Below are 21,334 nucleotides of genomic sequence, written 5' to 3' on the forward strand. Positions count from 1 at the left end.
AGTTGGGGAACGGGACAGCACGCTCGCGCATAGTTCCCGACATGACAGCGACAGCGCGAACAACCTGGCTGGTGACGAACCGCGCGAGCGGTAGCAACGATCCGGCAACAGGCGACGCGCTGCGCAGCGCGTTCGAGCAGCGGGGCTGGACGGTCGACCGCGTGATGTGTTTCCCAGACGACAGAGCGCCAACGCCTGCGCAAATGCAGGCGGCGGGAAATCCGCTGGTCTCGATTTTTACTGGCGATGGAACAGCCAACACCGTGGCCACCGCTCTGGAGGGCTGGGAAGGCGACGTGCTGGTGCTGCCCGGCGGTACCCAGAACCTGCTGGCAAAGCGGATGCACGGCGAGGCCGAGGCGGAGGAAATCGTTGATCGCGTGGCGCGCGGCGCGATGCGGCCAACACGGATCAATGGCATCGCCTGCGAAGCGGGAAAGGCGTTGGTCGACCTGCTTGTTGGACCCGGATCTAGTTGGCACACGGTGCGTGAAGCCTTGCGCGAAGGCGATGCGGCTGCGGTTGCCGCGCAGGCAGGAGAAGCGATCGGCCGGACGACGCGGGGGGCGGGGGTCGTCTGCGTCGATCCCCCCCTTGGTGCAGGGCAAAGTTTTCCGCTGCTGAAGCTGACGCCGAGCCATCGCGGCATCCAGCTCGACGCCTATCATGCCGACAATCTGACCGAGTTCCTGGCGCAGGGTTGGGCCTTGCTCCGACGCGATTTCCGTAAAGGACCGCATGACCGGCTGGGGCTCCTCGACAGTCTGACGGTGCGGGTGGAGGATGGGAGCGCCGTCGACATCCTGATGGATGGCGAACCAAGGACGTTAACGGAAAAGCCGCAGTTCACGCTCGCGGAGTGGAACCTCAATCTGATAGCGAGCGCGCATGGCTACTGACGACCTGCTCATCTTTCACATCTCGGACATTCATTTCGGACTGGAGGATACCCGCGCGCTGGAGTGGACGAAGGCGGAGATCGCTCGGCAGAAACCTGCCGCCGTGGCCATTACCGGTGACCTCACCATGCGCGCGCGTCACCGTGAGTTCGCCGCCGCGACGCGCTGGATCAACAGCCTTGATGTGCCGGTCACGGTTGAGGTCGGCAATCACGACCTGCCGTATTTCAACCCGTGGGAGCGGTTCACCGACCCGTACAAGCGGTTTCGGGGCATGCAGGAGAAGGTAGAGCGCGTCATCGACCTGCCTGGCCTGGCGATCGTGCCGCTCAAGACCGTGCGCCGGTGGCAGCCGCGCTGGCCGTGGTCCTATGGCTGGGTGACGGAGCCGGCGCTGCATCAGTGTCTCGCCGCGCTCGACGCTCTGCCCCCCGGCAAACAGGCTCTGGTAGCGGTGCATCATCCGCTGGTCGAGGTAAACCGGATGGGGAAGGTGCTGACGCATGGCGGTGCCAACGCGCTGGCCGAGCTCGCCACGCGCCCTGTTCTGGGTGTGCTCAGCGGCCATGTGCATGACGCCTTCGACCTCGTTGAACAGACGCCCAACGGTCCGGTGCGGATGATCGGTGCGGGAACCTTGTCCAAACGCGTCCGATCCACTCCGCCCAGCTTCAATGAACTGCGGTGGAATGGGAAGCGCATCAGCGTCCAAGTGCGCAATTTCGACGGCGTAGCGACGCCCGACATGCAGATCGACGATGTGCCGGAGGACGCGCTGCCCCCGCGGCGGCCCGGCGAACCCGTCGCGCCCGTTGGCGCGGTGCCGCGCACCGATCCGCCCGTGCATTGATGAAGGAACGGGAGCGCACATCTCCCGCTTTCTCCCGCCATGCCTGCACCGCAAAGGGCTCGCGGCGGATTTTGAGGTTGTCGGCCCCGCTGCGACGTACAACGACGCGGCCGCTACGCCGTCGAGGGGTGGTGCTAGAAGTCGTAAGCGGCCGATACCGCAATCGTAGTCCCGACGTCATAGCTGTTGATTTCAACCCGGTTCGCGCCGTTCGACTGGAACTCGAAATTGTCGCGGCCGAAGATGTTGCGCGCTTCGAACTTCAGTTCCAGCGGAACGCCAAGAAAACGGACCGCCTCTCGCGCGACCAGATCGACCCGCAGTCCCGGATCCTCGACGATGTCCGGCAAGCCGCTTGTGCCGCGTGATGTGACCCGCTGGCTGGCATAGGAAAGCAGCAGGGTTAGTTGCTGCAGCTTTTCCTGATCCTCGAAGCCGAGCTGGAAGTTCACCAGGTGGTCCGATTGTCCGGTGAGCGGCCGCCCGTCAAAGAAGAAGTCGCTCGCCGGACGCTCGCCCTGAGGGAATACGAAGGTGCTGTCGCCTTCGCGCACCGAAATGGACGACTGGGTGAACGTGTAATTGGCGATGGCGATCAGCTGTTTCGAGGCGAACCACCCGCCCAGACTGCCCAGATCGAAGCCGAATTGCAGGTCGGCCTCCAGGCCGTAAAGCTCCGCGCTGGGCGCGTTGGCGAAGCTGGTCAGCTGGTCGTTGTCGGAAAAGCTGGAGAACGCCTCGATCGGCCGTTTGATGTCCTTGTAGAAGCCCGCGATCGATGCGCGGTTTCCGCGGCCGAAGTAGTATTCGGCGCGAACTTCCGCATTGGTCAATTCGCTGTCCACCAGGAACGGATTCCCGTTGAACTGGCGGTTCGTTTCCGGGTCGAAGTATGTCTGGAAGATCAGCTCGCGGAATTGCGGCCGGGCAATGGTGCGCGAGGCGGCGGCGCGAAGCTGCAATTGGTCGGTCGCTTCCCAGGTGACGGTCACGCCCGGCAGGAAATAATCGTTGCCGAGGAAGGTGCTCGCGTTCGGGTTTACTGGCGCGCTGGACAGGGCGACGGGGTTTACGGTTTGCCGCGCATCCTCGTAACGCAGGCCCAGATCGATCGTCAGCCGGTCGAGCGGCCGCAAGTTCACCTGGGCATAGCCGGCATGTATCTCCAGCCCGGCGCGGAAGGCCGGGTCCGACTGGGTGGTTTCGATGAGGCCAAAGCCGTAAAAATCGATCAGCGCGTCGCCCAGCAGCAGGTCGGGGCGCAAGGCCCCCACCGCGTCGTCGAAATCGGTGGCGGCATTGACCAGAAACTCCCGCCGTTCGGAAAAGCGGTCGGTGTCCGTGTAGGCATAGCCGCCCGTGATCCGCAGCCAGTCCGTCACCGGGTAGCTGAGGTCCAGCCCGCCGTAATACAGCTTCTCCGTCAGGTCGGAGAACGCGAACGCCGCGTTGCCGCGCTGCCTGTCGAGGACGTTGATGAACAGATTGCCGGTCGGATCGTTCGGATTGTTGGTGCGGACGTACTGGAAAGTCGTCTCGAATGGCGATTCCCGGTCGGTGCGAGCAAATCCGCCGCGCAGGTCGATATCGACTTCGCCCAGCTTGAACTCCCCCACAAACTGCGAATTGTAGAGCTGCCGCTCGAACCAGCCGGTGTTGGCGATCTGCTGCGAAAAGCCGGTCTGGAAATCCTCACCCTGTGACAGGCGCGACTGTTTCACGGTGTCGCGAATATACAGATTGGTAAAGCGGATCTGGTTCTCGCCGAATTCCAGCCCGAAGCCGAGTAGCCCGTTCACCAGCACGCGGTTGTCGGTGATGACGTCGCGAAAGTCCGTGTCCAGATCGAGATTGGCGTTGATCGGCGTCTGCGCGGTGACGAAACGGTTGCGCCAGCTGTTCGAGATCCCGGCAGTGGCGATGATCCCGATTTCGCCACCGTCGCCCACAGGCGCAGCCGTGCCGCCGCTGATGTTAGCGCTCCAGTTTACCGGCAGGCGGTCGATGCGTTGCAGCAGGACGAGGTTCGGGTTGCCGAACTGCTTGATGATGTTGCCCTGTTCGGCCTGCGAGAGGTCGGACAGGCGGCGCCCATCGTTGAAGAAGGCCTGCAGCGCGGGCGGCGCGTCGCGTGTGCCGTCGTCATACCCAAACCAGTCGAAATCGGACCCGTAATAGGCCAGTCCGTTTCCGAAAGTGGTTTCCGAGTCGCCGCTCATCCCGGCACCGACGCGCAGGAACGGCTCGTCAGGGATGGAGCGCGTGGTCAGGTTGATAACGCCTCCGCCGAACTCGCCGGGGAAGTTGGCAGAATAGGTTTTCTGCACGAGGCTGGACGCGATCACGTCCGTGGGAAAGATGTCGAGCGGCACCACCCGCGAGAGCGGCTCGGGCGAGGGCAGCGGCAGCCCGTTCAGCAGGGCGAGCGAATACCGATCGCCAAGACCGCGCACGAAGACAAAGCCGTTGCCCTGCACCGACAGGCCGGTCACCCGGCCAAGCGCGCCGGCGATGTCGCCTTCGCCGGTGCGCGCGATCTGTTCGGTGGACAGGACCGAGATGACCTGGGTGGAGGAGCGGGTGATATCGCGGACACGGCGACCGGTGACCACGATTTCGCCCCCGGCGCCGGGGATGGAGATGTCCGGTTGACTTGCCTGCGCTTCAGCGTCGCTGGTGTCCGCCTGCCCCTCCTCGACCCCAGGCAGGGCGGCATCGGCAGCGGCATCGTCGACGGTGGTCTGCGCCGGCGGCGGTGGCGGCGTCGCCACGCCAGGGGTGCCGACCGTGCCTTGCGCGGATGCGCCCGCTGCCAGCGTGCTCGCGGCGGTGATGGCGGTGCCCGCAAGAAGCAGCCGCAGGAATCGCCCGCTGATCGCCATGTTTTTAACCCCTGCCTTATCTGGTCTGTTCACGGGAAAGCGGCCACCCCGCGCAAGCGATGTGCGCGGGGTGGCTGTCATCGTAGTTTCGGCTCAGGCCGGGTACACGGGCAGGCTGTCGCAGCTGCCGGTGTTGCTGGTGCCGAAGTTTGCGGTCGCGGAGTTGCAGGTCCAGCCCTGGTACCAGGTGTCCTGCGCGTTGCGCACGGCGCCGATGTAATCGACGTTGTCGAAGAAGCTCGACAGCTGCGTCGGGTTGAACGCAGGGACGGCGGCTTCATTCGCTCCGTTCACGAAGGTCATGGTCAGCGTGTTGGTGAACGGGGTGCGGTTGTTCGCTCCGCTGGTGAACAGCGCCTGCGCCTGCGCAGCCGTAGCTCCCGAGTTGGAGCCGTTGACGAACGGTGTTGCGCAGTCGAGCGCAACCGAGCGGAACACCAGCGGGCCACGATCCTGCAACGCCGGGTCGGCTGCGCGGACGGTTTCCGCGTCGTCGATCCGCAGGCAACCGGTGCCCGCAGCCGACACCACGACAGAATTGACAAGGGCATAGTCGGTCCCGCCCCGGAACCGCAGCAGTGGCGCGGCACCGGCATTGCGGGCGATAAAGGTCGCGTTCGAAATCTGCGTGTTCTGCCGCGGCAGACTGTCCGCCAGGGCGTTGGTCGAGTCGGCCTCGATGATCGAGTCGCCCGCTCCCTGCCTCTGCACGGCGATGACATACTGCAGGTTGGCCTGGACGCCGGTGTCGGTGTCGATGCTGTCGTCCTCGGCCCCGACAACCACCAGATATTTAAGGTTCACGAAACCGCCGAAGAATTCCACCCCGTCGTCAGAACTGTTGTGGCTCTGGATGTGGCTGAACTGAGTGCCGGTGCCGGTGCCGCCGGTGGTCAGCGACTGAAGCTCGTTGTCGCCGGACAGGACGAAGCCGGAATAGCGGATCTGCACATAGCGCAGGGCGCCCGAGTTGTCGTTGCTGGTCGCACCGCCGTAGCGGGCCGGTTGTGCCTCGCCTTCGACCTGCCGTTCGCAGCCGACCGTGCCCGGTGTCGCGGCGGGGGCAGCGCAGTCCGTGATCGGCGCACGCCCGGCGAGGATGACCCCGCCCCACTGGCCGGAGGCTGCTTCGCGCCCTGCGTTGAGACCCGTCACGTTGTCGCGGCTGGTGAACACGATCGGGCGCTGCACCGTGCCGACCGCGTTGAGGCGGTTGCCGCGGTTCACCATCAGGAACGAGGCCCCGCTGCCATACAGAATCGCACCTGGTTCGATAGAAAGGGTTACGCTCGTTTCCCCGGGAGTTGCCGCAGGACCATTGTCGGTCCCCACGTCGACGCGGCCGCCGATTTCGTAAAGCAGGCCGCGGACGTAGGGCAGGGTGGTTGACGCGGTGAAGCGGCTGGGCAGGGTGCACACCCGGTAGGTTCCGGTTGGGCCCGCAATTGTCCCGCCGTTGCGCAGTGCTCCGCCCGCGATGGTTGGGCAGTCCGCTGCGGGTGTGACGTTGCCAGCGGTCGGGGGCGTCGTCGGCGTCGGGGCCGGCGCGGGCGGGTTGTTGATGGTAATATTGCCGCCAGTTCCGGGCGAAGCGATATCATCGGGGCCGCACGCAGCCAGAGCAAGTGCGCTGCAGCCGAGCGCGAGCAACCTAATGGAATGTGTCACGAGATTTGTCCCCTCAAAACCGGACCGGTGATCAATCGAGCGGCACGCAACGCTGCGATCCGCGTCGTGTCGACGTGTAGCTCCGCTGCGTGACAGAATTTTGTCAGCCGGATGATTTATGCGGCAAATTGAACAGGATTGGTTAAAGCTCTGAAAACAAAAGAATCTTATGCCGCTTCGGCAGCCACGCACCGTCTGATGTGTGACGTTTCTGTTACAATTGTGACGTTTCGTTTGCAGCTTTGTTTCAGCGGTGTTACTTTGCGTTGAAACAATTTTCGGAGAGTCGAGATGCTCAAGCGTTCCGTGTTCCCGGCCTTGCTGTTTGGCTGCGTCGCCACCGCTGCTTCTGCATCCGGGCCTGCTGTGACCGAAGCGTTGCCGGTCGGGTCGGACGAACTGGCCGCGGGAAATAACGCGGGCGCCATTGCGGAGATCATGGCGGCCGACAGCCTCTCGCTGCGTGATCCGGCCCGGCTGATCAATCTCGGCATCGCCCATGCCCGCGAAGGCGATCGCCGGCGAGCCGAAGCCTATTTTCGTGCTGCCCTCAGGAGCGAGGAGCGCGCGAGCCTGGAGACGATTACCGGCGAATGGGTCGATTCGCGCGAACTCGCGCGACAGGGGCTGCGCAAGCTGGCGGCGGGCGAATTTACAGCCGCAGGATCCTTCGCCTCTCTGCGGTAGAACCGCGCAGCGATGCCTGCCTGCCGTTTGACCCGGCGGCAGCGATACCGCCAAGTCTGACCGTCCGCTCCTTGTGCGACAGCCGCGCCGGTCGTCTGTCCTATTGTTTTCCCTTTGCGCTGCGTCCAATCCGTGTCAGCCTGGCGCAAGGTAGTTTGTGGGCCGGGGGCGTTTGGAACACACGGAACGCGAAACGGGATTTCAGCCGCGGCTGGTGCTGCGCTTCGGCGTCACCGGCCATCGTCCGCCGCGCCTCGATGTGGCGCTGCAGGAACGGGTCAAGCAGCAGTGCTGCGAAATCTTCCGCCTCGCGCAGGAAAGCCTCCACGCAGTGCGCGAAGCGGGTGGCGCCGCTTTTTCCGACGACGTGCCTGAAATGCAGCTGGTGTCGTCCCTTGCGGAAGGGGCCGACGTCTGGGCCGCTGAATCGGCGCTCGAATGCGGCGCAAACCTTGCGGTGTGTCTGCCATTCGCAGCCGAACAGTACCGCCGCGACTTCGCCCCGGGGCAGTGGGCGCGGTCAGCCGCCTTGCTGAGCAGGGCGCGATCGATCGCCTCACTGGCCGAGTACCGGGCCGGAGACGAAGCCGGCTATGAACTGGCCGGCCGGATGGTGCTGTCGCAATCCGATATTCTGCTGGCGATCTGGGATGGGGAAGGGGCGCGGGGGCGCGGCGGCACCACCCACATCATTGGCGAGGCCGTCGCCCTGCATCAGCCCGTGATCCACATCGATGCTGCGGGAAAGCAGCCGCCGCAACTGCTGTGGAGCGGTCTGCACGAGGCGGTTCCCGACCGGCCCTCGCTTGACGGAGTGGAGCGCGCGAACGCGGCTGAGGTTCTGCCGCAGGTGGTGGCCGCCCTGTGTGCCCCGCCCTCCGATCGGCAGCGCACGCTGAACCGTTTCTACGCGCACGACACTCTTAGATCCCGGCGATTTCTGGGATGGCCGGTGCTGCTTGCCGCGAGCGGCGCGCGGCCGTGGCGTTCGCTGCTGAACAGAACGCCAACGCTGGAGCAGTCGGCGCAGGACGAGTGGCGTCACCTGGAGGAGTTTCGCATCCACGGCGCGTTCGGACAGAAACTCGAGACGCTGCTGTTGCCGCGCTACAGCCGCGCCGATTACCGGGCCAATTCCTTTGCCGTCCGGTTCCGCTCGAGCTTCGTCGCCAACTTCATGTTGGCCGGACTGGCGGTCCTGCTCGCCCTGTCCGGACTGTTGCTCCCGGAAATAAAGCTGTGGCTCATCGCGGCGGAGCTGATCGTGATCATCATGATCGTGGTGAACACGCGCCGGACCCAGCGTGGCGATTACCACCGACAGTGGCTTGATCACCGGCACATGGCCGAACGGCTGCGGCTGCTCGCCCTGTCGTCGGCGCTGGGCCGGCTGTCCTTGCGGGATGTGGAGAACGGGACGCGGCGGCCCGGCTGGGTTAGCTGGCTTGTCCGGGCCACCGCGCGCGAACTGGGTCTGGTGCGGGCGGAGTTCGACAAGGCTTACCTCGCCAAGGTGCAAACCGCGATGCTGCGGCTGATCGACGAACAGGCAGCCTATCACCGGAGGAATGCCCGTGCCATGAGCAAGGCCAATCACCGGCTCCACCTCGTCGGCGACAACCTGTTTTTCGGCACGATCATCGCCTGCCTGCTGTTTTTGGGCATCAGCCTGTTTGCTACCGATCAGGTCGCGCTTGCCGAATGGAACCTGCCGGCCATCGTTACCTTTGTCACAGCGCTGTTCCCCGCCCTGGCCGCCGCCCTGTACGGGATCAGGATGCAGGGCGACTTTGCCGCCACCAGCGAGCGGTCGAGCATCATTGCCCGGCAGCTCGTGCAGCTCAAGTTCGCGATCGTGCGGGATCCCTTGTCATTCGAGCGGCTGACCGACCGCTCCCGCCGCCTGAGCGAAATCATGCTGGCGGAGTCGGACCAGTGGCGCCTGCATTACGAAACCCGGCCGCTCAGCCTGCCCGGTTGATCGTCGCCCGGATTGCCGCGCGACCGTGTCGCTGAGGGAGGCGCCGCTCGCCGGTCAATGCCGCGCCTCGTTGCACAGGCTGCCCCGCACAGCCTGGCGCCAGGCTGCCACCGATGGCGGAGGCGCTCAGAGAGCTGGCGGCACGCTGGCGATACTGCCTCTGCGGCGCATGAAGGCAGCCACGGCGCCAAAGCCGAGCAGCATCAGCGCCCAGGTCGCCGGTTCAGGCACTGCCCCGGTCTGTCCCCGATAATTGACGTCATAGCTGATCGGCCCGAAAGTCTGCGGAGGCGCTTGCGGCGGGCTGCCGACCGGCACAAACCGATAAGACACGCGGAAGGGATCGTAGATCGCTCCGACCGCCGGGTTCAGATCATCAACTGCGAAGGCCATCAGCGAGGAAGGCGCGAAAGCGGACCGGGCGCTCAGGATGGCACCCTGATTGCGCGGGTCGCCGAACGCCACCTGGAAGCTCTGGCACAGGGTCGGATCGGCGCAATCGGTCTGGGTGGTAGTGATCGTCAGGGTCGAGCGGTAATAAAGGTTGGTCCGTTCGCCCGCGCCCAGCGGTGCCAGCAATACGCTGAGATTGGTGGCGCTCCAGTCCGCCACTGTCCAGTCGGGCGCGTTGTTCTGGACGTTGAAGCCGTTGAACGCCTGCCCGTCGCTGGTCGCCACTATTGGCGGCGCAGTGGTGGCCGTCCCCGCTGCAGTGTACAGGATCCCTTGGCGCAGACCGGGGTCCTGCGCCACCTCGAAATTGAACAGCGCCCTCGCATTGTTCAGGGGCTGCAGAAATGAATTGGCCAGATGGCCGGGGGTGATCTGCGAATCGAACCGCAGATTGACCGGCGACGTGCCCAGATTTTCCAGCGTGAAAGTGATGTTGGTGGTCAGCGTCAGGGTGCAATCGCCCACGCACGTCCCGTTGTGCAGAAAGAAAAAGTTGCCGTTGCTGAGCGTCCCGGTGAGCGACAGGCCCATTTCGGAGACGCCCGTGCCGCTATTCACGCTGCGAAAGATGTCCTGCACGCCGCCCGCGTTCGATCCCGATCCGGACTGACCGCCAACCGAGAAGCTCCAGCTGTTCTGGATCGTCGAGCTCTCCGTCACCTGCGCAGCGGCGGGAGCGGACAGGGCCGTGGCGAGCACGATCGGCAGAAGAGCTGCGGAAAGATCTAGAGGACGCATGTTCGATCCTTTCTCTTGTTTCAACCACACCCGCTCGGCGCAGTTCATGCCCGGCGGCGCTGTTCCAGTTGCTGGCAGAACACGTCGGTTTCGCGCAGCACGTCGTCGGCAAGGGCGATCCGGCGCTGCAGCGCCAGAGCGTCGCGGCAAGTGGCGGCCGCATTCGTGTCGGCCCCAGCCTGCCGGTAAATGCGCGCTCTCAGCAGAAGCAGTTCCGCCTGATCGGGATCGTCGGCACCATATGCGGCGTCGTAGATCCGCTTCACATTGCCGGCGAGGCGCAGTGCCTCTGCGGTGCGTCCGGCGCCCGCCTCCATCTCGGCAGCGTAGAAATCCACATCGGCGACGGCAGGATTGTCCTGCCCGTACAGCGCGGCATAGAGCTGCCGGGCCGCGGCGAGGCGTTGGCGCGCCGCCGCATGATTGTTCTGCGCCGCAAGGATGCGCCCCATCAGCAGCTCTGCCTGCGCAATCGTGGGATGTCCGGGTTCCAGTACACGCTGATAGATGCGCAGCGCCGCAGCGATCTTTGCCGCGGCGGCGTCGGGCGAGCCGGCGGTGAGGCTGGCGAATGCCTGGTTCTGCAGTGCCTGCGCGGTCTTGACGTGGTTGAGACCATAGCGCGACTTGAGCAGTTCCGCAGCCTCGGTGAACAAGGCGTCGGCACGGCCATATTGCCGCAGTTGCACAAGGGCAAAGGCCGTTCGCATCAGGTTCGTCGCGACTTCGGCGGTCCTGTCCCCCGGCAAGTGCTGGAATGCGCGCGCAGCCTCGGCAAAGCCGCTTGCGGCCGTTTGGTAGTCGGCCTGCAGCGCGGCGAGGGCAGCCCGCTGCTGAGCGATGTCCGCCAGAATTGCAGGCGCGGGATCGCTGCCGCCCGCGCGCTGCGCGGCCGCCACCAGCGCTGCCATCCGCCCGGCGTCGCCGTGCTGCATGGCCACGGACGCCATCTTCAGCAGGGTTTCGGCGCGGCCTTGGCCCTCACCCGGCTCGAGCCGCAATGCATGGCCTAGATCGCGTTCGGCCTCCTCCAGCAGGCCAAGATTGAAATAGATGTCGCCGGTCGCGCGCAACAGCCGGGCTGCAACGGCGGGCCTGTCGGTAAATTCTGCGCCGGCCGTGCTGCTCGCCCGGTCGAGAATGGTGAGGGCGGTGATGGTGCGGGGGTTTTCGGTCGCCGGATTGGCGATTTCAAAGGTTCTGACCAGGAAATCCAGGCTGCTTTCCGCCAGATCGCGTTGTTCAACGGCGACGCGGCGCTGCCCTTCCGCATAAATCGCCAGACCTATTGTGACGAGCGCGATCGTGCTGGACGCCGCAGTGACGGCCATCATCCGCCGTTGTCGCCGGGCATGATCCCTCCGGGCCAGCGCATCCAGAGGCAGTCCCGACAGCCCTGCGAGCAGCTTGAGCAGGGCAAGGCGGCGGCCATCCTTGCCGGGCCGGATGTCGGCCGCAATCGGCTCTGCCGGAATGTCAGACAACGCCCCGCCGGGCAGAAGCCGATAGCGCAGCGCGTCGGGAAAGCACTCCGTCTCACCACCCGAATACGGCTCGCCCGCGGCGATCAGCGCCAGAGTGCGGTGTTCCCCATGTTCCTGCTTAAACGAACGAATTTCCTCGTTCACCCAGCGGGAGCGCGCCGCGTGGGGGCTGCAGATCACGATCTGGAAGCGCGAGGCCGACAGCGCCGCCCGCAATTCCGCGCCAAGATCACCGCTTGCCGGAAGCTCCTCGCGGTCGCGAAACACCGGGGGCAGGCGTCTGGGCACCGCCCCGAAACGGCTGTCCGCGCCCAGCAGTGCCGATGGAAAGCGGTAGCCTTCGATAGCGCGATGCAGCCACCGCGCGACATCGGTATCGGCGTGGCTGTAGCTGATAAAGGCGCTGTAACCCTCGGCCACGGGAAATCCCGTGCGTCTAGGTAGGAGCGGGGATCGGCGAGGCGATTTGGCGCCGCCGTGCCCGCAGCCCTGCCGCGGCCAGACCGAAGCCGGTCAGAAGCAGTATCCACGTTCCGGGTTCGGGAACGGCGCCAGCGGGTGTGACGCTCAGCCGGTAAGTGACATTCGGATCGCGCAGCGCGGCCAGCTGGTAATTCCCCGCGAGCAGCGTCGGCTGGGCCAGAGTACCGCTGAACAGCTGCGGGCCGGTAAGGTCGATTGTCGTGCCGAGGATAATCAGGCCACCGCCATTCAATTGCCGCACGAAACCCACATCCCGCAGGGCGTCCAGCCCGTCGATGCTGACGACAAGGTTCGCAACGATAAACCCATCCACCTCTACGCTGTCGGGCACAGGGCTCGCATCGACGGTGAAGCGGATGGTCTGATCGCCATCGAGAGCGAACAGGAGCTGTGCTGCACTGGCCGGAACCGGAAAGGCTGCCACGCTGAGCAAAGCTAAAGAAAACAGATGGTTTTTCAGAGACATAGAGATCCCCCTGCTCATCAGAGCATATCGAGTTAGATAGAGGGCGACCAATAAATGCTTAAAATTATGTTAATTGCATACACTATATCAAGATGAATGAAAAGCGACATTCTTGTTGCTTTCAACGCACCCTCGCCTTTCACATGATGATATATGACAGACCATCATCAGCTTTGTGGCATCATTGTCGATTAGTGAAATTGTGTTTCGGCTATCGGCAAGACTTATGTGCCATCATGATGCGAACATACGTCATCCGGCGGAAGCGGTGGCGCGCATCATGCTGTTATTTCCCGGTTTGAGTGCGACAGCCGTTGCCGACAGGCTGCCGGCGCACCGCCGCGCTTTGCTCAGAGGAAGGTTGGCGTATGTAGGCCCATCTGCGCCGATAAGGCCGCCCCGGGCGTCTCAGCGGCCAGCCCTTCTCGACCAACCAGGTTCGCAGCCTGGTGGTGGCACGTTATTGCACCAGGTACCCTTCGAAGAAAACCTGATCGACCCCGCCGAAACCCTCCGCCTCGGTCAGCACCGCGTTGATCGCGGCAGTGAGCCTTTTCTGAAGTGCAGCCTTGCCGTTCATGCTGGTCGCCTGCGTCTCGGTCGTATCGGCCAGCTCGACCAGCACGGCAGAACGCAGCGCCAGCTGGTGCTTGGCCAGCCATTGCAGCACGCGCGCGTCGCGCCGCGTGGACGCGGCAAGGTTGACCTGTATCAGCGCCGGCGACCCGCGCAGATTGGAAGTGAAGCTGTCGTCGAAGCGAAAGTAGCTGGTCCGGTAGGGACTGCCACCTTCGCCATCCACCAGTTCTGCCGCACCCGCGTCTTTGGCTGCCGGCAGAAGATGCGCGAACGGATCCGTTTCGCCCTTGCGGATCAGACCGGGATGGTCAGGCAGGTCAGAGGAGCGGGCGGCCGAGCCAAGCCAGCCAGCGGCGAGTGCGGCATACGCGCCCCCCGCGCCCGCTCCCAGGAGCAGGAGCGCACCCAGGATCAGCTTCAGCTTGCCGCGGGCGGGCGCGGGCTTCTGGTCGTTTGCTTGGTTCATTGCCATCTCCTTCGGCTTGCGTCAGGCGAAGCGCTGTCCGTGTCTGGTGCCAGGTTCCAGGGCCCGGCCGGCGGCGGTGGGAGCCGGGTGCCACCGTTCCGGCACATCCGGGTCATGATGCCGCAGTGTCCGCCGCTGCGACGGAGGCGCGCCAGCCCCGCTGTGGGAGGCGTCCTTCTGGAGCAATCCATCGCCTTGCGCCGGCGGCCCGGCGCCCGGGTTCTTGCCGGCCTGCTGGTCGTGAGCCGACTGCCGGTCGGCGGAGGTCCGGCCCCCTTCCGCTCGTTCGATCAGCGCGGCGTGCACCGCCGGCAGGAAGTCGGGATCACTCGCGCTCAGGGTCACGGCGACACCAGCATCCGTCGCAGCCTCCAGCCGCAGGTTCACCGCGCCGAATTGCTGGTGCGTAATGGTGACGCGAACATGTTCCGGCTGCGTGGCGGCGGTGGGTGACAAGGCAGTGGCAACCGCGACAGCGCTGGCGAGGTCGATCTGCCTGACCGGGGAGGCGGGCACCGGAAGGGCGGCTGCGGTGTCGCCCGCGCTCGCTGCCCTGACCATCGATGCAGCCGGACTGCCCTGCTGCAGGACGGGTTCACTTTCCGCATCAGGCTCGCCCGCCAGCTGCGCCTCACCAGATGGCAGGGCCAGAGTGACAGATCGCCCGCCAGCACCTGAAGACGGCCGGGCACCCTCCGCGGGCAGGGCGAAGACCGCTGGCCCGCCGACGGCCTGCGCGTGAAAACCTGTTCCAACAGGGGGTGGAGAGGCTTCGGCAGGAGCGCCCGGTGTCTGCGATGGGACCGGACCGGGTGGCGGGGCTTGTGCTGGCAGGGCTAGCGTGACCGCGTCGGCGCGCGCGGCGGCCGCCAACTCGCGGACGGGCGGCGCAGGTTCGGGCAAGCGGGCAGGCGGGGTCACGGGTTGGCCTGTCGCCAATCCGGCTGCCCGCGCGCTTACCGGTGCTGCCCTGCCCGCCGATGATGACAGGCTGATCGTAATCGACGATGCAGCAGGGGCGATGCCCTGCTTCGCCACCGGTAGTTCAGCTTGCACCGGGCCGTCGGGAAGGGCCAGGTCGAACGGCATCACCGCCAAATCTGCAAGTGGCTCACCGACCGGGTCCGCCTGCTCTCCTTCCAGGAGTGCGCCGAAGTCGGCAACCCCGCCGGTTGCTATCTCTCCTGCGAGCACCCGAGCTGACAGACCGCCTGCAATCGCAGGGGGGCGATCGGTGATCGGAGGCGTGTTCAAGAGCGTGACCGGATGCATCTGCGAAACCGTCAGCAACGGTTGTGCCATCTGGTCGGCGGAACCGGCGCTTCGACCAACGCGCCGGGCGGCAACTGGAGAAAAACTGCGGTGTCACGGGCAACTGAAGGCGGCAAAAATCTGCCGCCACCCGCAACGGTTTGCCGCTGCGCTACATGCCGGCGCCTACTCTTCCAGCTCGATGTCCCAGTAAAGCCAGTCGCGCCACGTTTCGTGCAGGAAGTTTGGTGGATAGCATCGCCCGTGCTGCTGCAGCTGCCAGCTGGTGGGACGGATGGGTTGCAGCGCGGGGATCATCTTGGCCTGTTGCGGTGTGCGTCCACCCTTCCTCATGTTGCAGGGGGCGCAGGCAGCGACGATGTTTTCCCAGGTTGTCCGGCCACCCAGCCGGCGCGGCACGACATGGTCGAAGGTGAGATTATGGCCGCTGCCGCAATACTGGCAGGTGAAGCGGTCGCGCAGGAACACGTTGAAGCGGGTGAACGCGGGAAATTGCGACGGCCTTACATATTGCTTCAGGGCGATGACGCTCGGCACCTTCATGTCCAGTGAAGGTGAATGCACCGCCCGGTCATAGCTTTCGATGATGTCCACCCGGTCGAGGAACACCGCCTTGATCGCGGTCTGCCAGGGCCATACGCTGAGCGGGTAGTAAGAGAGGGGGGTGTAGTCCGCGTTCAGCACAAGCGTGGGGCAGGCAGACAGGTTGCGCGTGGGATCGTCGCCCGCGCTGCGAAAGCGCGCCGCCCGCTCGATCAGTTCGGCTTGGTACATTGCCTGCCGTTCTCCTCGAAGTAAGGTGAACCAAGCATTTGCAGCAAAGAGCGTCAAGCCTGTGACAGTCCCGTCATCCACACCCCAGTTCGGCGCGCGTCCGGGCGTCGTGACCCGGTTTGCGCCAAGTCCCAACGGGATGCTGCATCTGGGGCATGCCTATTCCGCCATCGTCGCGCATGATCTGGCCGTTCAGTCTGGCGGCCGCTTTCTGCTGCGGGTGGAGGACATCGACGGGGCGCGATCCCGCCCGGAGCTGGTCGATGAGTTCAGGGCCGATCTGGGATGGCTGGGCCTGGCCTGGAAAGAGGTGGCGCCGCAATCCGCCCGGCTCGCCAGTTACGACGCGGCGGCGGACCGGTTGCGGGCAATGGGCCTGCTGTATCCGTGCACGTGCACCCGCGCCCAGCTTTCCGCCGCCGAACAGCACAAGGGGCCGATGGGTTCCATTTACCCCGGCACCTGCCGCCGGTCGCCGCCAGGCTACGCGTCGGGGGCAGGGGTGCAATGGCGGCTGGACACCGGAGAGGCACTGGCCCGTACAGGGCCGCTGTTGTGGGAAGACGCCATCGCCGGGGTTCAGCAGGCGCGGCCGGATCTTCTTGGCGACGTGGTGCTGATGCGCAAGGATGCGCCTGCGTCCTATCACCTGGCAGTGACTCTGGACGATGCCACCGACGGAGTCACGCTGGTAACGCGGGGGCGCGATCTGTTTGCCGCGATGCATGTTCACCGCCTGCTTCAGGCGCTGCTCGAATTGCCGGTGCCGCGCTGGCACCATCATCCGCTGCTGGTGGACGAGTGCGGAGACAAGCTTGCCAAGCGCCGGGGCTCTCCCGCGCTGGCCGACCGGCGCGAAGCAGGCGAGGATGGTGCCAGCCTCGCTGAGGCGCTGCGCAGGCACGCGTTTCCTGCTGGTATATCGCTGCAATCATCCTAGATATCCTGACATGAACTACATCCTTGTCCCGGTGCTCGTCATCCTCCTCGTGCTGGTGGTCATATCTCTCGTCCGCGGGATCGTGGCGTTCATGAAGAGCACCAAAATTGATCTGCAGACCGGGAAGGGGGAGAATGCGACCGATATGCAGCTTCTTCAGAACAAGATGATGTTCAACCGCATCAAGTATCAGGCGCTCGCCATCGTGGTGGTCGCGATCATCCTCGCCGTCGCGCAGTAGCGCCCGCAGGAGCGCGCCTGACATGGTCAAGCTCAACAAGATATACACGCGCACGGGCGATGATGGTTCAACAGGGCTGGTCGACGGATCCCGCGTCAGCAAGGACGGCAACCGGGTTTCTGCCATCGGCCGGGTTGACGAGGCGAACAGCGCCATTGGCATGGCCGCGGTGGCTGCGCCGGAGGAACTCCGGCAACAACTCGCCCGCATACAGAACGACATGTTCGACCTGGGCGCGGACCTTGCCACGCCCGCGGCGCAGGAAGACGACTTTAGTCCTTCGGACATGGTGCTCCGCATCGTCCCCGCGCAGACAGACTGGCTGGAAGAGGGGATCGACACCTTCAATGACCGCTTGCGCCCGCTGACCTCCTTCGTTCTGCCCGGAGGTTCGGAGACCGCTGCCCGCCTGCATGTCGCCCGCGCCAGCGTACGGGCCGCAGAAAGGGCAATGGTGGCGCTCTCCCGGCAGGAGCAGGTAAATCCCGCCGCGCTGGCTTATATCAACCGGCTGTCCGACTGGCTGTTTACTGCGGCAAGATCAGTGAACGGTAACGGCGCCGATGACGTGACCTGGGTGCCGGGAGGCAATCGCTAGGCCGCTCCGGCTGCCGCACTGGCCAGACGCTCCGCTCTTCGCTACCGCCGCCACATGCTGCACATGCGAAGGGGATGAACCATGGAAACTGTCGCAATCATCGGTGCCGGACAGATGGGGTCGGGAATTGCGCAGACCGTTGCCCAGCACGGCATGAACGTTCTGCTGGCCGATGTTGATCTTGCCACGGCACAGCGCTCGCGTGACGGCATCGCAGCGGCTTTCGGCAAGCTGGTCGACCGCGGCAAGCTTGAAGCCGAGGCAGCCGACGCCGCGATCGCCCGCATCACACCCATCGGCGATTACGCGCCGATGGCGGATGCGGGCCTCGTCATCGAGGCGGCGACGGAGAAGGAGGAAGTGAAGCGGGCCATTTTCCGACGCGCCGGCGAAGTGCTGCACACCGATGCGATCATGGCCAGCAATACCAGCTCCATTCCGATCACCCGGATGGCCAACTGGTCGCCCGATCCGGCGCGGTTCATCGGTCTGCATTTCTTCAATCCGGTGCCGGTCATGGGACTGATCGAAGTCATCCCGGGGCTGGCCACCAGCGCCGAGACAACTGCCCGTACCCGCGCGTTTGCCGAAGCGCTCGGCAAGCAGGTGGTGGAGGTGCAGGACGAACCTGGTTTCGTGGTCAACCGCATCCTCATCCCCATGCTGAATGAAGCTATCTTCGTACTGGGGCAGGGTACCGCCAGCATTGCGGATATCGACACCGGCTGCCGGATCGGCCTCAACCACCCGATGGGTCCGCTCGAACTTGCCGATTTTGTGGGGCTGGACACCGTGCTCGACATCGTGCGGGTGCTGCAGGACACGACGGGTGATGCAAAGTACCGGCCGGCGCCCTTGCTGGTGAAGTATGTCGAAGCCGGCTGGCTGGGTCGCAAGACCGGGCGCGGCTTCTACGATTATGCCGATGGCGGGAAAGTGCCCACGCGCTGAACGGGCGCGGGAACGGGCGAGCCAGGCGGCCCGTTGTTCGCAGCAAAGGAGATTTGCGATGACGGACGACAGGCGGGCGAGCAATACCGGCGACAGTCAGGAACAGCGACTGGCGGACCTCGCACCGGAAACCCACAATGACGAGCAGGACGATCACCGGTCTCAAGCGCAGTACGTTGCGCAGGAGGCTCTGCAGCGCACTCCTGATACGCACAGCCCGCTCGACAGCACCAAAAGCCGCAACAGTTCCGGTTTGATGGACGATTCGACGCAGGATCTGGTCGACCATATGCGCGACATGGAAAGTTCCGGCCGGATCGACATGGGTGCCTACGCCGGCGAGCCGAACATGGACGACGATGAAGACAAGTACGGGAGCGCGAACAAGATCGACCCTGACCTGACCGGTGACGGGGAAGAAGTGCCGGAGTCTGACTACCGGCCGCTTTAAGCGACCCTTGGATTAAGGGGCGTGAACCGGACACCGATAGCTGGCCGATAGCTGAAACATGACGGGTCTTAACGGGGGGGGCGTCTGGTTTGGCTGCCTGATCGTGGCGCGGCCCCTACCGTTTGTGGCTGCTGTTGGGTAAGGGCTGCCTATGCCAGATAGCGAACACAGCAGCTCCGAAGACCGCCCCGACAGCTTCACCGCCCGCGAGGCGCTGTTGTATCACGAGGCGGGCCGGCCCGGTAAGATCGAGATCGTGCCTTCCAAGCCGGTCGCCACGCAGCGCGATCTCAGCCTGGCTTACTCCCCCGGCGTCGCCGCACCGGTGGAAGCGATTGCGGCCGATCCGGCGCTGGCCGCGCGATACACCGCCCGCTCGAACCTTGTCGCGGTCATTTCCAATGGCACCGCGATCCTGGGGCTGGGCAATCTGGGGGCTCTCGCGTCGAAGCCGGTGATGGAAGGCAAGGCGGTGCTGTTCAAGCGGTTCGCCGACGTGGACTCGATCGACATCGAACTTGCCACCGAAGACCCGGACCGCTTCATCGAAGCGGTGGCACTGATGGAGCCGAGCTTTGGCGGCATCAATCTGGAAGACATCGCCGCGCCCGAATGCTTCATCATCGAACAGGCCTTGCGCGAACGGATGAACATTCCGGTCATGCACGACGATCAGCACGGCACGGCGATCATCGCGGCGGCAGGACTCATCAACGCATGCCACCTTACCGGACGTGACCTGAAAAGGGTGCGCATGGTCGTGAACGGAGCGGGGGCCAGCGCGCTCGCCTGCACAGCGCTCATCAAGGCATTGGGCGTTCCGCACGAAAACGTCACCGTGTGCGACCGGCAGGGGCCAATTTATCCCGGAAGGCCGGATGTGGATCAGTGGAAGAGCGCCCATGCGGTGCCAACCACTGCAAGATCGCTGGAAGAGGCGCTGGTGGGTGCCGACATCTTCCTTGGCCTGTCGGCAGCAGGCGCGCTGCGTCCTGAATGGGTGGCGCGCATGGCGGATCAGCCGATCATCTTCGCCATGGCGAATCCCGTCCCGGAAATCATGCCGGATGAGGCGAAAAGAGTGCGACCCGACGCGATCATCGCGACCGGCCGGTCCGATTACCCCAATCAGGTGAACAACGTCCTCGGGTTTCCGTTCATCTTCCGCGGCGCGCTGGACGTGCGGGCGACCGCCATCAACGAGGAAATGAAGATTGCCGCTGCCCACGCGCTTGCGGAACTGGCGCGGGAACCGGTGCCGGAAGAGGTCGCCGCCGCCTATGGGCAGCAGCATCAGTTCGGCCGCGACTACATCATCCCCGCTCCGTTCGATCCGCGGCTGATGGAACGTGTCTCCGCAGCCGTCGCCAGGGCGGCGATGGACAGCGGCGTGGCGCAAGATAGCATTGCCGATTTCGACGAATACCGTCTGTCCCTGCGCAGCCGGCTCAACCCCACCACCGCCATTCTTGCCGGCGTGTATGAACAGGCGAAGGCCAGTCCCAAGCGGGTCGTCTTTGCCGAAGCGGAAGAGGATGTCGTCCTGCGCGCGGCAATCCAGTTTCGCGATTACGGCTACGGCACGCCCGTGCTGGTCGGCCGCACCCAAGCGGTTTTGGACAAGCTGAGGGAACTGGCGGTGAACGATCCACACGCCTTCGAAATCCAGAACTCCGCCGACAGCGTGCATGTGCCGGAAATGGCGGATTACCTCTACCGCCGACTGCAGCGGCGCGGCTTCACCGAACGCGACGTGCGGCGCATGGTCAACCAGGAACGCAACGTGTTTGCCGCGCTGCTGGTCGCCCTGGGGCATGGGGACGCCTTGATCACCGGCCTGACCCGTCCATTTGCCCAGACCGCTAGGGAAATCGGCCATGTGATCGATCGCAAGGACGGCGAAGTTCCTTTCGGCATCCACCTCCTGATCGGCAAGAGCCATACAACTTTCCTCGCGGACACCACTATCAACGAGCGGCCCAGCGCCGCGGAACTGGCGCACATCGCGGTCGAAACTGCCGCGGTCGCACGGCGTCTGGGCCACGAGCCGCGGGTCGCCTTTCTGTCTTACTCCACCTTTGGCAACCCTCCGGGCAAGTGGCTGGAGAACATCCGCGAAGCGGTCGCGCTGCTCGACCGGGCAGGGGTCGAATTCGAATACGAAGGCGAAATGGCGCCCGACGCCGCGCTGAACCCCAAGGTCATGGCGCTTTATCCCTTCAGCCGCCTGTCAGCTCCCGCCAATGTTCTGGTGATGCCGGGGCTGCAATCGGCCAATCTGTCAGCCAAGCTGCTGCGCGAGCTGGCGGGCAACGCGACCATCGGGCCCATGCTGGTCGGGATGGCGAAGCCGGTGCAGATTGCGCCGATGACTGCGACCGCGCCGGAAGTGCTGACCCTTGCCGTCCTGGCCAGCGCGGGGGTTGTGGGATGAATGCCAGCAGCTTCTAGCGAAACCGGGTTTCCACCGG

The 21,334-nt window shown here is 64.8% G+C and carries 18 protein-coding genes; 10 read left to right on the plus strand and 8 right to left on the minus strand.

What is annotated here, in order from left to right; genetic code table 11:
- Window positions 1-41 precede the first annotated feature (41 nt).
- Together LHJ54_RS03705 and LHJ54_RS03710 are read left to right on the plus strand one after the other, a co-directional pair.
- Window positions 42-899 carry an acylglycerol kinase family protein gene (locus tag LHJ54_RS03705; RefSeq protein WP_228242587.1) on the plus strand — a complete coding sequence of 286 codons (858 nt, stop codon included), beginning with the start codon at window positions 42-44 and terminating at the stop codon, window positions 897-899.
- On the plus strand, window positions 889-1,749 hold the full coding sequence (locus LHJ54_RS03710; protein ID WP_228242588.1) for a metallophosphoesterase: 861 nt from the start codon (window positions 889-891) through the stop codon (window positions 1,747-1,749). Before LHJ54_RS03705 ends, LHJ54_RS03710 begins: the two co-directional genes overlap by 11 nt.
- A 134-nt stretch (window positions 1,750-1,883) precedes the next feature.
- Here LHJ54_RS03710 and LHJ54_RS03715 read toward each other — a convergent pair whose 3' ends face one another.
- Both LHJ54_RS03715 and LHJ54_RS03720 read right to left on the minus strand, forming a co-directional pair.
- Window positions 1,884-4,631 (minus strand): TonB-dependent receptor domain-containing protein, encoded by a 2,748-nt coding sequence (locus LHJ54_RS03715; protein ID WP_228242589.1) that lies wholly within the window; start codon window positions 4,629-4,631, stop codon window positions 1,884-1,886.
- 93 nt (window positions 4,632-4,724) lie between these two features.
- On the minus strand, window positions 4,725-6,299 hold the full coding sequence (locus tag LHJ54_RS03720) for a hypothetical protein (protein WP_228242590.1): 1,575 nt from the start codon (window positions 6,297-6,299) through the stop codon (window positions 4,725-4,727).
- Between the two features lie 291 nt (window positions 6,300-6,590).
- Here LHJ54_RS03720 and LHJ54_RS03725 point away from each other — a divergent pair, with 291 nt between their 5' ends.
- Complete coding sequence (locus LHJ54_RS03725; RefSeq protein WP_228242591.1) at window positions 6,591-6,986, plus strand: hypothetical protein; 396 nt, start codon at window positions 6,591-6,593, stop codon at window positions 6,984-6,986.
- Between the two features lie 172 nt (window positions 6,987-7,158).
- Window positions 7,159-8,967 carry a hypothetical protein gene (locus LHJ54_RS03730; protein ID WP_228242592.1) on the plus strand — a complete coding sequence of 603 codons (1,809 nt, stop codon included), beginning with the start codon at window positions 7,159-7,161 and terminating at the stop codon, window positions 8,965-8,967.
- Between the two features lie 126 nt (window positions 8,968-9,093).
- Here LHJ54_RS03730 and LHJ54_RS03735 read toward each other — a convergent pair whose 3' ends face one another.
- The 6 genes from LHJ54_RS03735 to LHJ54_RS03760 all read right to left on the minus strand — a co-directional run bounded on the left by LHJ54_RS03735 (window position 9,094) and on the right by LHJ54_RS03760 (window position 15,682).
- Window positions 9,094-10,158: a PEPxxWA-CTERM sorting domain-containing protein gene (locus LHJ54_RS03735; protein WP_228242593.1), complete on the minus strand. Its 1,065-nt coding sequence runs from the start codon at window positions 10,156-10,158 to the stop codon at window positions 9,094-9,096.
- Between the two features lie 44 nt (window positions 10,159-10,202).
- Window positions 10,203-12,062 carry a toll/interleukin-1 receptor domain-containing protein gene (locus LHJ54_RS03740; protein WP_228242594.1) on the minus strand — a complete coding sequence of 620 codons (1,860 nt, stop codon included), beginning with the start codon at window positions 12,060-12,062 and terminating at the stop codon, window positions 10,203-10,205.
- Between the two features lie 16 nt (window positions 12,063-12,078).
- A complete protein-coding gene (locus tag LHJ54_RS03745) occupies window positions 12,079-12,549 on the minus strand; it encodes a PEP-CTERM sorting domain-containing protein (protein WP_228242595.1) in 471 nt (156 codons plus the stop codon).
- A 502-nt stretch (window positions 12,550-13,051) separates the two neighbouring features.
- Complete coding sequence (locus LHJ54_RS03750) at window positions 13,052-13,636, minus strand: flagellar basal body-associated FliL family protein (protein WP_306437040.1); 585 nt, start codon at window positions 13,634-13,636, stop codon at window positions 13,052-13,054.
- Window positions 13,637-13,657: 21 nt separating this feature from the next.
- The gene (locus LHJ54_RS03755) at window positions 13,658-14,938 is read right to left on the minus strand and encodes a hypothetical protein (RefSeq protein ID WP_228242597.1); all 1,281 of its coding nucleotides are present in this window, start codon (window positions 14,936-14,938) and stop codon (window positions 13,658-13,660) included.
- Between the two features lie 135 nt (window positions 14,939-15,073).
- The gene (locus LHJ54_RS03760) at window positions 15,074-15,682 is read right to left on the minus strand and encodes an HNH endonuclease (protein ID WP_228242598.1); all 609 of its coding nucleotides are present in this window, start codon (window positions 15,680-15,682) and stop codon (window positions 15,074-15,076) included.
- 61 nt (window positions 15,683-15,743) lie between these two features.
- Here LHJ54_RS03760 and gluQRS point away from each other — a divergent pair, with 61 nt between their 5' ends.
- From gluQRS to LHJ54_RS03790, 6 genes are all read left to right on the plus strand, one after another.
- The gene (gluQRS, locus tag LHJ54_RS03765; RefSeq protein WP_228242599.1) at window positions 15,744-16,622 is read left to right on the plus strand and encodes a tRNA glutamyl-Q(34) synthetase GluQRS; all 879 of its coding nucleotides are present in this window, start codon (window positions 15,744-15,746) and stop codon (window positions 16,620-16,622) included.
- A 10-nt stretch (window positions 16,623-16,632) separates the two neighbouring features.
- The gene (locus LHJ54_RS03770) at window positions 16,633-16,863 is read left to right on the plus strand and encodes an HIG1 domain-containing protein (RefSeq protein ID WP_228242600.1); all 231 of its coding nucleotides are present in this window, start codon (window positions 16,633-16,635) and stop codon (window positions 16,861-16,863) included.
- A 22-nt stretch (window positions 16,864-16,885) separates the two neighbouring features.
- Window positions 16,886-17,461, plus strand: coding sequence for a cob(I)yrinic acid a,c-diamide adenosyltransferase (locus LHJ54_RS03775; RefSeq protein WP_228242601.1), 576 nt, complete (start codon window positions 16,886-16,888; stop codon window positions 17,459-17,461).
- 81 nt (window positions 17,462-17,542) lie between these two features.
- Window positions 17,543-18,412 carry a 3-hydroxyacyl-CoA dehydrogenase family protein gene (locus LHJ54_RS03780; RefSeq protein ID WP_228242602.1) on the plus strand — a complete coding sequence of 290 codons (870 nt, stop codon included), beginning with the start codon at window positions 17,543-17,545 and terminating at the stop codon, window positions 18,410-18,412.
- A 58-nt stretch (window positions 18,413-18,470) separates the two neighbouring features.
- On the plus strand, window positions 18,471-18,863 hold the full coding sequence (locus tag LHJ54_RS03785; RefSeq protein WP_228242603.1) for a hypothetical protein: 393 nt from the start codon (window positions 18,471-18,473) through the stop codon (window positions 18,861-18,863).
- Window positions 18,864-19,014: 151 nt separating this feature from the next.
- The gene (locus tag LHJ54_RS03790; RefSeq protein WP_228242604.1) at window positions 19,015-21,297 is read left to right on the plus strand and encodes an NADP-dependent malic enzyme; all 2,283 of its coding nucleotides are present in this window, start codon (window positions 19,015-19,017) and stop codon (window positions 21,295-21,297) included.
- Window positions 21,298-21,334: the final 37 nt, after the last annotated feature.

Source organism: Porphyrobacter sp. GA68 (assembly GCF_022605525.1).
In the GTDB taxonomy this organism is placed as follows: Bacteria; Pseudomonadota; Alphaproteobacteria; order Sphingomonadales; family Sphingomonadaceae; genus Qipengyuania_B.